Source organism: Spirosoma pulveris, from assembly GCF_054781875.1.
In genome coordinates this window covers 440,744-453,746 of record NZ_BAAGTO010000005.1, presented here as the reverse complement: position 1 = coordinate 453,746, position 13,003 = coordinate 440,744, and the positions used below count along the sequence as shown (strand labels likewise).

The following is a 13,003-nucleotide window of genomic DNA, read 5'->3' as shown; positions in this document are numbered from 1 at the left end:
ACAAACTAGGGTAAAGTCTTGCTCGAACCGGCTGCAACCTCAATGGATTCGCCAGGTTTGAGCCGTATTGGGTCCTGCGATTTCACAAGTAAGCTTACCTGCCCTGAAGTAAGCGCTACGGAGGTTCCTGTCGGTCGTTGTCGCACTCGAAAGATGGTACCTACGGCCTCAATGGTAAGGCCGCCGGTATGAACCCTGAACAAGCGGGCTGATGATGTATCATTCCGGTGGATAATGGAAAAGTCGGCTTCCCCCTTTAGCCACACGGCTCTGGGTGTCTCATCAGACCAACGTCGGGCGTATCGGGCGGTACTATTTGGATACAGGGTCATCGTTGAATTGTCGGGTAATCGAATCTGACGGGTTTGATAAGCATGGGTGCTGATACTCCACACCGATTGCTCGGGTCCATACTGCATCCAGAGCGCCCAGCCAATAAGAGCAACCACTCCAACGCCGGCCAGAACGGTCCGCATAAAGTACCACCAGCCCACCATCGCCCGAACATCCGGCTGAAGTGGCCTGACGTCTTCCATGGTCTGAAGCGACTCCCGAATACGTCCCCAAACCGTTGAAATCTCATCGGACGATAAGGATGGTAAATCAGCGTGACGGGCCGTTTGAATGAGATACCGTGCTGTTTCAACTGTTTCTTCCTGATGCGGATGGTTCGACAACCATATCTGCCAATAGGAAGCTACCTCTTCGTCGTCTGGGTGTTTGATCCATCGTACGAATAAGTCATCAAGGACGAATTCCTCAGCGCTGTAAGCAGAATATGACTTTTGAGACACGGTATATAGCAGTTTCGTGCTAGCAAAAGCGTCGGGAATAAGGGTTTCTACTTACTGGACTAAATGAAAGAGATCGTTACAAAACTTCCCTTTACTTATCCGGGCAAATTGTGGATAATTTTATGAATCTCTATCGATAAATTAAGTTTGATTACGTTAAAAACTGTATGTAAGCTTGTCAATAATATTAGATAAATAAAAGAAATTTCCTCACTTTTTTTATGCAAGCGTTACCGGGAACGTTGCCAAAAAGGAAAACGCTAAGATATAGTTGTAGAAAAGCAGGTTTTAATGTCTGCGATAAAGGCACTCCTCTTGTGTAAGATTGAATAAAAATGAATAGTAAAAATTGTATTTTTCTGATTTAGTGCTTATCAGATAGAACCAATGTTGATCCAAACAAAAGTACCTTTAATATATATTATACTTACGTGAGTTACTTTTGGGGTAGTTAATCGACTTGAATTGTGGACATAGAAGTCTAATTATTTGATTTTCTTTGACCCGAGGATCTACTTTTTAACTATTATCGTCAATAGCGGTTATGTTATCATCAACGCGATGGAAAACATAACTCGACAACAGCGGACGGTCACATACGACTCGTTCCGTAGAACATCTATATTCTTGCTATTCGTACTTCTGGCATTGCCGGGTTTGGCCATGTGTGGAATAAAGGCCCAGGTAACGCAGGTTGATACGACCGGACTTAAAGAAACAAAACCTAAGTCGTTAACCTTTACGGCCTCAACCGACCAGCGTTTTTTTTTCTTTAACGATACACGTACCGAAGATAACCGACGGGTTCCGGTAAGCGTATATGGGATAAGGGCAGGCTTTCTATTTCCCCCCAGCAAGCATCGAGATGCCCTTAAGGCTGGTCGATCAGCTAGTTTCAAGGCTGGGGCCGGATTTTATTTTGTAAACCAACGACTCGACCGTCCTGGTCTGCTGCCGAATACGTCTGAATCCGTTACTCGTCATTTACGAATTGCGACGGTTTACTACGAGCGGTACTTATTTCGACGGCGTTCGTTTGAAGTGAGTATGCCCATCGAATTTGGTTATGGCCACTCACGCTATGAAATCAATGACGAACAAGCCGAAAAATACGAAGTGGCACGAGGGGTGTTTTTACCCTTGGGGGTAGGTATATCGGCAGCCTATCAGTTCCCGGCCGTGCGCTGGCTAAGGCCATTACACTGGTTTGGTCTGAACTTTCTGACAGGCTACCGATTTATTTTAAAGCGCGATGTCCCCGAGAGTCAAATAAATTACACAGGCTTATACTTTTCGGTAGGGCCTTCGTTCTTTCTCGAAAACCTCACAGCCGACATTAAGCGCTGGCGACAGAAACGAAAGAATAAACGATAAATCGGCACTATTGACTCGGCTATTCGGTGCTGACAGTGTGTTTCTGCCATTGAATACTCACCGCCTGCTCAATATCAGGGTGTAAGCTAATGGCAACGGGGCAGGTGTGGGCAATTTTTTCCAGCCGGGCTCGAGTTTCATCATCCGGCATACTTTCCGTATTGAGAACCAGATCGACTTCAATACGAGCGATGCGCCGGGGTGGTTGAGCCGTCATGATCTTGGTTACTTCCAGCTTACTACCCGCCAGTTCAATGCCGTCGCGCCGGGCAAATATGGCCATAGTTGTTATAATACAGGTACCCAGCGCGTTGGCTACCAGATCCGTTGGTGAGAAGGCTTCACCCCGGCCCTGGTTATCTGTTGGGGCATCGGTATTGATGTGAGTTCCGGATTGTACATGCAGGCAATCGGTACGTAAGTCGCCCAGATAATCAATGTGAATTGTTGGCATAGAAATCTAGTTTGTACGTTGTAAATCAGTAAGTAGTACGTGGATTATAATAGGTTAAACGGAACTCTGCTCGGACAAGCGTAAGTCACTTAACTGCCTGGCCACTTACAAAACTACGACTTGTTAAACATATAAATAATCATCTGGTTACGCTAATAGTAAGACGCTCTTTTGTGAAGGACCACAAAAAAGTGTATTTTTAGTTCAGCATTCTACGACAATGAAAACTATATACGGACTATTGGGGCTTATGGTGGGCGTATGGCTCCTCCCGGCTCAAACCACACTCGCCCAACGGGTTGATAGTGAAGATGAGGCTTACTCGACGATAACAACATTTGGCATTACAACCAATACGAACTCCGGCATTGTTGGCGGGTTTGCGTTCCGGCAATCCAAATTATTGTCGTCTTCTCTGTTTGGCTTACCCCAATCCCGTTACCTAAGTGTTGAACTGGTCAACGTAAAGCATCCCAAGGAGCTTCGATCGTCTATAAACAACGTTGGTTCCGGATATCTGGACGGAAAAGAGAATTATCTGTTTGTGCTGCGCCCACAGTACGGGCGTGAAGTAAAGCTATTTCAGCGGAGTTCTGACGAAGGCATCGCTATAAGTGGTATTCTGGCTGCCGGACCATCAATAGGGATCATCAAACCCTACTATCTGGAAGTATCCTATGGCAATCAGACCCGAACAGTACCGGCCTCTCAGGTAAATGGCTTCGCTACCTCGGCGGGCGAAACCGTTACGGGTGCCGGTGGTTTCTTCCAGGGCATCGGGGAGTCGAAACTAACCGTTGGCCTCAATGTCAAAGCCGCCCTGAGCTTTGAATTGAGTGCGTTCCGAAATAATACAACCGGGGTGGAAATTGGTTTTCTGGCCGAAGCTTTTCCGAATAAAATCCTGATCATCCCCAACCCCGATCCCAATGGCAATCGGGAAGATGGCAACCGCAGTTTCTTCACATCGGGCTATATCACCTTGTTTTTCGGGAGTAAGAAATAAAAGGATAGATAAGAGAAAGGGTACGAGTGGGAGGAGGGGTTATACAGCAATACGCTTTATTTCCTGCTTGTCCCTTTTCTCCTTTTACGCCCTCTCTTCCCTTTTTATGAACTTTACACCCAAAAAAAGAATTTTGCTGGAAAGGATTGAGGAGACATGATTGAACTACCCGTAATACCCTCCGAACAACAACGTAACCGGGCGGGTGCTGATGCAGCACCCCGGCCAAAACGTCCCGACTGGCTGCGTGTTAAGCTGCCCATCGGCCCCGAATATGCTAAAGTCCGTAAACTGGTGGACGAACATAAACTCCACACAATTTGCGAAAGTGGCAATTGCCCAAATATGGGCGAATGCTGGGGGGCTGGCACCGCTACGTTTATGATTCTGGGGAATGTGTGTACGCGAAGCTGTACATTCTGTGCTGTTGCTACTGGCAGACCGAACGAATATGATACTGACGAGCCCCGGCGCGTAGCCGAAGCAATTGTGTTAATGAAGGTTAAGCATGCGGTGCTTACATCGGTAAACCGGGATGAATTGAAAGACCGGGGCGCTGAGATCTGGTACCAAACCGTTCGACTGATTAAAGAGGCATCGCCAACGACAACCATCGAAACCTTGATTCCGGATACCAAAGGCAATTGGGAGGCACTCGAACGGATGATTTCGGCCGGGCAGGAGGTTGTTTCGCATAACATGGAGACCGTAGAACGGCTCTATCGCCGGGTGCGCCCGCAGGCGCGCTATGAACGCAGCCTGGAGCAGATTCGACGGACGAAAGAGTACGGTCAACGGACCAAGTCAGGCATAATGCTGGGCCTGGGCGAAACAAAAGACGAAGTCGTTAAAGCCATGGATGACCTGGCCGCTAATGGCCTGGATATTCTGACGCTGGGACAATACCTGCAGCCAACCAAAATGCACCACGAAGTGATTGAGTGGATTCATCCGGAAACGTTTGCTATGTATCGGGAAGAAGGCTTACAGCGTGGGCTGAAATACGTTGAGTCCGGACCGTTAGTCCGTTCGAGTTACCACGCAGAGAAACATGTGAATGTGTAGTGATTAGTAAACAATTACGCTTATTCGTTATTTAAAGAAGAGAGTCCGGGCTTAGGGTCGGACTTTTTCTTTACTGCATGAAAAAATACGACTTCATCATTGCCGGAGGAGGCATGGCGGGCTTAAGTCTTGCCTATTACCTTAGCCAGTCACCGCTACGAGACCGCAGCATCCTGATTCTGGATCGGGAAGTAAAAAATAGCAACGACCGAACCTGGTGCTTCTGGGAGCGGAAAAAGGAGGTTGCAGGCCAAAAGAAAGGCCGTACAAATGCCTTCGACTCTATTCTTTTCCGGACCTGGAATAACGTTAGCTTTCATGGGACAACCTATGCAGGGCTACTGGACATGGGGCCGTACAACTACAAAATGTTGCGCGGCATAGACTTTTACGAGTTTATCCAGCGCGAATTGGCTAATTGCCCGACAATTGAGCGCAGACAAGCGACCATCAACCGAATAAAAGACACTCCACAGGGTGGATTTGTTATTGCTGATGATGAACCTTACATTGCCGATTACGTATTCGACAGCACGTTTTCCCTAAAGCTCGACCGATCCGAAAACCATAATCTTCTTCAGCATTTTAAAGGATGGATCATCAATACGGAGAAACCATGCTTTAACCCGCATGAACCCGAAATAATGGATTTTCGGATCGAGCAGCATGGCGACTGCCGGTTTGTATATGTATTACCGTTCACGGAAAATTCGGCCCTGGTCGAGTTTACGCTCTTTAACGATAAGCTGTTAGCTGAACCAGAATACGACCTTGAAATCCGAAACTATATCGACCGTTTTCTGAACACGGGAGGCTACGAAATAAGCGAAACAGAGTATGGTATTATTCCCATGTCGGATGAGGCCACGCAGGAAAATCCTTCTGATCACATTGTTCGAATCGGTACATCTGGCGGGTACACCAAAGCCTCCACGGGTTATACGTTTCAGCGCACCCAGCGTTACCTGCAAAGCCTTGTCGAAAATCTGGTGCAAACCGGTAAACCCCACCGGCCCGTAAGCTGGTTGAAAAAACGGTTCAAGCTCTATGACAGTATCTTCCTGAACGTACTCGAAAAGCATCGCCATCCGGCCGACGACATTTTTACCCGGGTTTACACCAAAAATCATAGCCGTGTATTTACTTTCCTTGATGAAGAAACCCGCTTCATCGACGAGCTGCGATTGTTTACCACCATGCCGTTCATGCCATTTCTCAACGCATTTTTTGATGTCCTGCGCCGAAAACTATTCGGTTAGTATACGAAGCCGGAAATGCCCTGACCAACTAGTAGCGGCAATCAGTCAGGAAGAAGCCGGCAAGGGAAGCTTGATGATAAACTCGGCAAATTGCCCTTCGGTAGTGTCAACGCTCAACTCGCCTTCATGCCCTTTTGTGATGATGTCATAACTGATCGATAATCCAAGGCCGGTACCCTGACCGGTGGGCTTGGTTGTGAAAAAAGGCTGATAAATCTTTTCGAGAATAGACGGCGACATGCCGAGGCCGTTGTCCCGTATCCGTAGTTCAACAGACGCCGTGTGCCGGTGCGTACTAACACGTATCTCGGGCTCATAGTCGGCGCCAGCACCTTTCTGCTTAATGGCCATCGAGTAAAATGCATTATTGAACAGGTTTAGCAGCACCCGGCCAATGTCCTGAGGCACAATAGTCACGACACCTGCCTTAGGGTCGAAGTCGGTAAGTAGCCGTACGTTGAGTGATTTATCGTTTACGCGAATACCCTGATAAGCCAGACGCAAATGATCGTCGATCAGTTTATTCAGGTTGGTTGGAGACTTCTTACCGCTGCTGAAACGGGAATGCTGAAGCATATTTTTGACGATAGAATCGGCCCGCTTACCGTGGTGAGTAATTTTTTCGAGATTGGTTTGCAAATAGGTGGCCAGAGTAACTGCATTTTCCTGCTGGCCGCTTGCTAATTGATCGAGAAGCTCACCGGCCAGTTCTGCACTTACCTCCGAGAAGTTATTGACGAAGTTGAGCGGGTTTTGAATCTCATGGGCGATACCCGCCGTCAATTCGCCCAGCGAAGCCATCTTTTCTTTCAGAATCAACTGACGTTGGGTAGAGGTCAGCTCGGTTACGGTTTTCTCAAGACTGTCGCGTTGTAAGGCCAATTGATCGCTCTGCCGCCGAATCTCGTTGGTTCGATTAGCAATAATCTCTTCGAGCTGCCGGTTGGCTGCCAGTAATTTCCGGGACCGATACGTCGCCAGTGCCCACACACCGCCCAATCCGGCTAACGTGTAAAGCAGGTAAGCAGGCCAGGTTTGCCACCAGGGCGCACGAATCTGAATCGTGAGTGGGTGATCGAGCTGACGCCAGATACCATCGCTGTTAGCGGCTTTGACCTGAAACGTGTAGTTGCCGGGCGGTAAGTGCGTATAACTGGCGAATCGGCGATTCCCATTGTTTATCCAATCATTGTCAATACCGCTTAGTTTGTAGGCATACTGATTCCGTTCCGGCAAACCATACGTTAGCGCGACAAATTCAAACGAAAGGAAGTTTTCATAGTGAGCGAGTGTAAAGTGTTTACGACCCACTGGCTGAAGACTATCGCCTACTTTAAACGTAGTAATGTAAACCGGAAAGGGGTGGGTGTCGTTCTGGATGCTATCGGGATTGAAGCGAACCAGGCCATTCAGCGTGCCAAAGAAAAGCGAGTTTCCTGACTTCGAAACGGTGTTCACTTTGAAGTCGTTGCTTGGCAATCCATCATTATTGTCGTACGAGCGAAATGACTTTGTTCGTGGATCAAAGCGGCATAGCCCTTTATTCGTACTGAGCCACAAATAGCCGTTATTGTCTTCCGTTATGCCAATAATCCAGTTGCTGGGCAGGCCATCCTTTGTGGTAAGGTGTGAAAATGTGCCGGTTTTAGGGGTAAACCAGTTCAGGCCACCCCGGGTGCTGCCCAGCCAGATAATGCCGGATGGGTCTTCGTAAATAGTGCCTATCTCGTTGCTGTTAAGCTCTCCCGGTTTCTGCCCGGCGGTATAATGAGTGAACCGGCCCGTCCGGGGATTTAGCCGACTGAGCCCTTTTCCGCGGAGGGTCAGCCAGACATCACCCGTTTGGCTGACCAGCATACCATATATGTACTTTTCGGGCAGACCGCTCGTATCCGATGGATTATACTTGTAGTACGTGAATTTTGACGTAAGGGAATCGAACGAGGCTACCCCGCCTTCACCACTCAGCCAAAGAGTCCCGTTCCGGTCTCGTCCAACGAACTGGGCTGCAATTTCGGTTGGGAATTTAACGGAGCGGTTGGTCGTCTGATCAAGGCGGTAAAGGCCATCCCATGTGCCAAGCCACAGTATGTTGGGGCCACCCGGCAGCAAAGCATGGAGGTTATTTTTGTGCTGGGGCGTGTTGCCAAACAACCTTGCCGGAATTTCGGTCAAGCGATTGGTTCGCAAGTCTAATCGGTATAGGTTGTCCTGATTGCTGAACCAGACCCGTTGTTGTCCATCTACGGCCAGCGTCGCTACTTTGTTTTCGGGTAAATTGACGATTCCGATGCTATGCCTGATCTGATAGGTTGTAAACGGTTTCGTATTGATGGGCTGCATGTCGATACCATTATCGGTACCTGCCCAGAGCGTGCCGGCCCGGTCGTGATAAATGGCCTGTACGTTCATGCTCCCCAGACTATGGAGGGCGTTGGGATTGGGGAGATACGTAAATACCTGCGCTGTTTTAGGATCAATACGTTGTAAGCCATCCGTTGTACCCATCCAGATAAACCCCTGCCTGTCGCGGTGGAGGGCGTTCAGATACATATATTTATTGACCGTGCCTTTTGCCGCATAGGGTACAATTTTCAGGGGCCGGGCGCGAAGATCAAGCTGAAAAAGGCCTGTGCCAACCGCCCCAAGCCAGAGAACATCCTTGTCGTCCAGATAAAAAGAACAGAACCAGGGCTGAGTGCCGCTCGTCTTTTCAGCGGACAGCAATGTAAAGCGGCCGGTTTGCCGATCGAATAAATACAATCCTTGCGAGGTAGCCACCCAAAACCGGTTTTGCCGATCCTCGAAAACGGCTTTAACCGGAACCTCTCGTTTGGGCGATGGGTACAGCGTAAAGTGATGGGTAGCCGGTTCATAGCGTATGAGCCCGCCATACGAGCAAATCCACAGGGTACCCTGCCGATCCGCATACATAGATAGCTGGTTGTTCCACCAGTTTTCATGGTCAGTACGAATGGGGTGGTGGGTTACGTTGCCCGTTTGTTTATTGATCTCGTGCAGACCGGCCCCTTCTGTAACCACCCACAGCCGGTTTTGCCGGTCTTCACAAAGGCCCAGAATGCGGTTGTCGGTCAAGCTGCGGGTAGGGCGGGCAGGGTCCGTCTGGAAAACCTGAAATGAATAGCCATCATATTTGTTAAGCCCATCGTTCGTACCGAACCACATATACCCTTCCCGATCCTGAAGAATGCAGTTGACAGAGTTATTAGACAGGCCATTTTTGACGGATAAATGATCAAACTTGTCCGATGCTGGCTGCGCACTCGACGGAATTACTATAGGAGACAGAACAAATACGATGATAAACAACCTGAAACAACGCTCATGAGCCGATTCTAACCATTGGTAGGAATATGCCAAACGTTTGTTCATAGGGTGTTGAAGTCGAACTCTTCCGATAAAACTAATCGAAACGACGGGTTATACCTATTAGTGCCAGCACATCCGTCCAATGAGTGAAACAAAACAGGTAGCTACCCGGAGCCAATAGTAGGGAACGGTAAGTAAGATATAAAGTTTGTAGATTTTGTCGACATATTATCAAAATTAATCGTTTACGTCCTATTCTGAACAAGAGTACGCCCATAACATAGCCTTTGCTTGCCCCCTATTTAGAAACTCGTAGCTTTGCAGTTTCTAACCAAGTCATAAAATAGAGAAATGCCTTATCTCTTCACGTCTGAATCTGTTTCTGAGGGACACCCTGATAAAGTCGCCGACCAAATCTCCGATGCACTGATTGATAACTTCCTGGCATTCGACCCGGCCAGTAAGGTAGCCTGCGAAACGCTTGTTACAACAGGTCAGGTTGTACTGGCTGGCGAAATAAAAACGGATACTTATCTGGACGTACAGAAAATTACCCGCGATGTAATCCGTAAAATTGGCTATACCAAAAGCGAATACATGTTCGAGGCCAACTCGTGCGGTATTTTCTCGGCCTTACATGATCAATCGGCTGATATTAACCAGGGCGTTGACCGTAAGGTGGAAAGTGCCGATTTCGAAACGCTGGCCAATGCGCAGGGCGCTGGCGACCAGGGTATGATGTTTGGCTATGCCACCAACGAAACGGACAATTACATGCCCCTGCCGCTCGATCTGGCACATGCCATTCTGCGGGAGATGTCGAACATCCGAAACAACGAACTGGAGTTGATGCCGTATCTGCGGCCCGACGCCAAGTCGCAGGTGACGATTGAGTATTCCGACGACGATCAGCCTATCCGGATCGATACCATTGTCGTATCAACCCAGCACGATGACTTTGCCGACGACGATACGATGCTCAAGAAGATCAAGGATGATATCATCAACATTGTCATTCCCCGGGTAAAGGCGGCTCAGAAGGCCGAACTGCATGGCCTGTTCACCGATAATATTACGTATTACATCAACCCAACCGGTAAGTTCGTTATTGGTGGACCACACGGCGATACTGGTCTGACGGGCCGGAAGATCATCGTGGATACTTACGGTGGTAAAGGGGCTCACGGTGGGGGTGCTTTCTCGGGTAAAGATCCTTCGAAAGTAGACCGGTCGGCAGCGTATGCCACCCGACACATTGCCAAAAACCTGGTAGCTGCCGGTCTTTGCGACCAGGTGCTGGTACAGGTTTCCTATGCCATTGGCGTTGCCAAGCCCTGTGGATTGTACGTGAACACCTACGGCACCGCAAAAGTAGATATGCATGATGGTGCCATTGCCGAAAAAGTTGGTCAGCTCTTCGATATGCGTCCCTATGCTATTGAGCAGCGGCTGAAGCTGCGGAATCCTATTTATTCCGAAACAGCCGCTTACGGACATATGGGCCGCAAGAACGAGATCGTAAAGAAAACGTTTGGTTCGAACGGACAGACGAAAGAGGTTGAAGTGGAGCTGTTCACCTGGGAGAAACTGGATTTTGTCGATCAGGTGAAAACCGCTTTCGGTTTATAAGCCGTACTATAATGTGAGTAGTAACCCGCGTTTCGCTATAAACAGAACGCCACTCCAGTCCGGAGTGGCGTTCTGTATTTTTAACGTGTTAAGTTAGTTTATAACTCATCGGCCTCGTAGACCTCATCTTCTTCATCTACCCGCGACTTTGCTTCTGCGATGGCCGGGCTGGAAATGTCATTTCGTTTTTGTTTAAACCGGACAAGTTTATCTTTAAGAACGTCCATCACGCGGTCTGTCGCGCTCTCGAAACTCTTATCATGTTCTTTGACAAAGAGTTCTTTGCCGGGAAGCATCAGCCTCACTTCAACTATTTTCTCTTTGACCTTGTTGGAATCCGCACCTTCCAATCGAAGAAACACTTCTCCACCGATGATACGGTCATGGAACGTGTCTAATTTGTCGAGTTTTGCCTGGATGAAATCTAACAGGCTTTGGTCGGCCGTGAACTTAACGGCATGCATTTGTAGTCTCATTGTGTCGCTTTTAAGGTGAATTGATCAGAACATCAATGGACTATCTAAGTTTGGGTATAGTGACCACAAAGTCAATAGCAACTACGAAAGATGCAACCCTGTTTCACGGGTATTTATGTTACTAAAAGTTAATACTCTGTAACAGCACACGTTTACAGCATGATGTGAAACTGTTGAATGCAAAAGTTCTTGAAAAAGTATAATTCATCGATTTGACAAAACCACGCGTATCGGCTGATTGGGCCGTAACGTAATAAGTGGTTTTGGAACAACAAGCTGACCGGATACTCCCTGAAAATTGAAACACCTGACAAACAGAGCCAGCAAAATCTGCATTTCCATCAGCGCGAACTGATTACCGATACACAGACGCGGCCCTCCGCCAAAGGGTAGGTACGCGTAGGAGTGGAGTTTTTCTTTCGGTCCTCCCGGCGCAAATCGATCCGGGTCGAAACGTTCCGGCTCGGGCCAGTTGTCCGGATCGCGGTGGAGTAGATACGGGCAAACCAATGCTGTGTCGCCCGCAGGAATGGTGTACGGGCCTATGTGGTCGTCTTCCCGCGCCCGGCGGCTCATGATCCAGGCCGGTGGGTAGAGCCGCAACGATTCCTGAACAACCTGTAAGGTGTAGGTCAACCGACGAAATGCATCGGCTGAGGGGATTCGGTCATTGCCCAGCACCGCGTGGCTTTCGGCCTGCAGCCGGGCAAGTACGTCGGGGTGTTTGGTGAGCAGGTAAGTTGTCCACGCCATCGACACGGCCGTTGTTTCATGCCCTGCGGAGAATATCGTTACGCACTCGTCGCGCAGTTGCTGATTAGACATGCGTTCTCCCGTTTCCTCATCTTCGGCACTAAGCAGCATACCCAGTAAATCGTCTTTGTCTTCGTGCTGTTGCCGACGCTGGTCGATCAGACCATAAATGAATGTATCTACCTGCCGCTGGGCGCGTTTAGAGCGTTGATTTTGGGGTGTTGGCCAACTCATCGGAAAACGGATAGGCGATAACATCCGGCTGTTAGCCAGGTAATTGAGCGAGTCGAGCGCATGGGAAAGGCCATCGAGTTTGCCGTTGGTATCAGAACCAAACAACGTTTTGCAAACGATGCGCATCGTGACATCCATAAACGCCTGCGACACATTAACGGGTTCTTTTGGCTCGGCTGATTGCAGGGTATCGAGCCAGTTGGCTGTTTCGTCGATCATGGTTTCCGCCAGAGCTGCCAGTTTTTGACGATGAAACGCCGGTTGAGCCAGCCTTCGCTGCCGGCGCCAGAAATCGCCGTCGCTGGTTAACAGACCATTTCCCAAGAAGATTTTGAGGACGTCAAAGGCGGGCGAACGGCCATAATTGCGGTTATTTTCCTGCAAAATGTGCTTGCTGTCTTCGGGCTGGAACACCAGGTATTGATTCCGGCCACCAATGCGCAGATGGACAATCCGTTCCTGTTTTCGTTGCAGCGTTTGCAAAATAGTCAATGGATCGCGAACGAAGGCAAGGGTATTACCCAGAAACGGTAAGCCGGGATGAAGGGGAACCGGGCGGGTGGGAGCAGCAGTTGTTTCCATGAAAAAAGCCGTTCCGAACATCAGGTCGGAACGGCTATAAAGATACG

Annotated in this window: 10 protein-coding genes; 5 read left to right on the top strand and 5 right to left on the bottom strand. The window is 48.8% G+C overall.

Annotated features, from left to right (window positions below; all coding sequences use genetic code 11):
* Nucleotides 1–5: 5 nt before the first annotated feature.
* Nucleotides 6–794, bottom strand: a complete 789-nt coding sequence (locus ACYVJM_RS19745) for a FecR family protein (protein WP_461149945.1) — start codon at nucleotides 792–794, stop codon at nucleotides 6–8.
* A gap of 561 nt (nucleotides 795–1,355) precedes the next feature.
* Between ACYVJM_RS19745 and ACYVJM_RS19740 the strand changes: the two genes are divergently transcribed.
* Nucleotides 1,356–2,168, top strand: a complete 813-nt coding sequence (locus ACYVJM_RS19740; protein ID WP_461149944.1) for a hypothetical protein — start codon at nucleotides 1,356–1,358, stop codon at nucleotides 2,166–2,168.
* Between the two features lie 19 nt (nucleotides 2,169–2,187).
* Here ACYVJM_RS19740 and ACYVJM_RS19735 read toward each other — a convergent pair whose 3' ends face one another.
* Nucleotides 2,188–2,622 carry an OsmC family protein gene (locus tag ACYVJM_RS19735; RefSeq protein ID WP_461149943.1) on the bottom strand — a complete coding sequence of 145 codons (435 nt, stop codon included), beginning with the start codon at nucleotides 2,620–2,622 and terminating at the stop codon, nucleotides 2,188–2,190.
* A gap of 220 nt (nucleotides 2,623–2,842) precedes the next feature.
* Here ACYVJM_RS19735 and ACYVJM_RS19730 point away from each other — a divergent pair, with 220 nt between their 5' ends.
* The 3 genes from ACYVJM_RS19730 to ACYVJM_RS19720 all read left to right on the top strand — a co-directional run bounded on the left by ACYVJM_RS19730 (nucleotide 2,843) and on the right by ACYVJM_RS19720 (nucleotide 5,952).
* A complete protein-coding gene (locus ACYVJM_RS19730; RefSeq protein WP_461149942.1) occupies nucleotides 2,843–3,628 on the top strand; it encodes a hypothetical protein in 786 nt (261 codons plus the stop codon).
* A 156-nt stretch (nucleotides 3,629–3,784) separates the two neighbouring features.
* Nucleotides 3,785–4,693, top strand: a complete 909-nt coding sequence (lipA, locus tag ACYVJM_RS19725; RefSeq protein WP_461149941.1) for a lipoyl synthase — start codon at nucleotides 3,785–3,787, stop codon at nucleotides 4,691–4,693.
* Nucleotides 4,694–4,770: 77 nt separating this feature from the next.
* Nucleotides 4,771–5,952: a lycopene cyclase family protein gene (locus ACYVJM_RS19720; RefSeq protein ID WP_461149940.1), complete on the top strand. Its 1,182-nt coding sequence runs from the start codon at nucleotides 4,771–4,773 to the stop codon at nucleotides 5,950–5,952.
* Between the two features lie 45 nt (nucleotides 5,953–5,997).
* On the opposite strand, the gene ACYVJM_RS19715 is transcribed toward ACYVJM_RS19720, so the two are convergent.
* Nucleotides 5,998–9,345: a two-component regulator propeller domain-containing protein gene (locus ACYVJM_RS19715; protein WP_461149939.1), complete on the bottom strand. Its 3,348-nt coding sequence runs from the start codon at nucleotides 9,343–9,345 to the stop codon at nucleotides 5,998–6,000.
* A 288-nt stretch (nucleotides 9,346–9,633) separates the two neighbouring features.
* Here ACYVJM_RS19715 and metK point away from each other — a divergent pair, with 288 nt between their 5' ends.
* A complete protein-coding gene (gene metK, locus ACYVJM_RS19710) occupies nucleotides 9,634–10,911 on the top strand; it encodes a methionine adenosyltransferase (protein WP_461149938.1) in 1,278 nt (425 codons plus the stop codon).
* A gap of 98 nt (nucleotides 10,912–11,009) precedes the next feature.
* Here the strand turns inward: metK and ACYVJM_RS19705 are convergent, their stop codons facing one another.
* Together ACYVJM_RS19705 and ACYVJM_RS19700 are read right to left on the bottom strand one after the other, a co-directional pair.
* Complete coding sequence (locus ACYVJM_RS19705; RefSeq protein WP_461149937.1) at nucleotides 11,010–11,387, bottom strand: HPF/RaiA family ribosome-associated protein; 378 nt, start codon at nucleotides 11,385–11,387, stop codon at nucleotides 11,010–11,012.
* Nucleotides 11,388–11,591: 204 nt separating this feature from the next.
* On the bottom strand, nucleotides 11,592–12,956 hold the full coding sequence (locus ACYVJM_RS19700; protein ID WP_461149936.1) for a cytochrome P450: 1,365 nt from the start codon (nucleotides 12,954–12,956) through the stop codon (nucleotides 11,592–11,594).
* Between the last annotated feature and the right edge of the window lie 47 nt (nucleotides 12,957–13,003).

What these genes read in the sequence shown, in the direction of transcription:
- ACYVJM_RS19740 (WP_461149944.1), top strand. Translation starts at nt 1,356, where the DNA reads ATGGAAAACATAACTCGACAACAGCGGACGGTCACATACGACTCGTTC.
- ACYVJM_RS19735 (WP_461149943.1), bottom strand. Translation starts at nt 2,622, where the DNA reads ATGCCAACAATTCACATTGATTATCTGGGCGACTTACGTACCGATTGC.
- ACYVJM_RS19730 (WP_461149942.1), top strand. Translation starts at nt 2,843, where the DNA reads ATGAAAACTATATACGGACTATTGGGGCTTATGGTGGGCGTATGGCTC.
- lipA (WP_461149941.1), top strand. Translation starts at nt 3,785, where the DNA reads ATGATTGAACTACCCGTAATACCCTCCGAACAACAACGTAACCGGGCG.
- ACYVJM_RS19720 (WP_461149940.1), top strand. Translation starts at nt 4,771, where the DNA reads ATGAAAAAATACGACTTCATCATTGCCGGAGGAGGCATGGCGGGCTTA.
- ACYVJM_RS19715 (WP_461149939.1), bottom strand. Translation starts at nt 9,345, where the DNA reads ATGAACAAACGTTTGGCATATTCCTACCAATGGTTAGAATCGGCTCAT.
- metK (WP_461149938.1), top strand. Translation starts at nt 9,634, where the DNA reads ATGCCTTATCTCTTCACGTCTGAATCTGTTTCTGAGGGACACCCTGAT.
- ACYVJM_RS19705 (WP_461149937.1), bottom strand. Translation starts at nt 11,387, where the DNA reads ATGAGACTACAAATGCATGCCGTTAAGTTCACGGCCGACCAAAGCCTG.
- ACYVJM_RS19700 (WP_461149936.1), bottom strand. Translation starts at nt 12,956, where the DNA reads ATGGAAACAACTGCTGCTCCCACCCGCCCGGTTCCCCTTCATCCCGGC.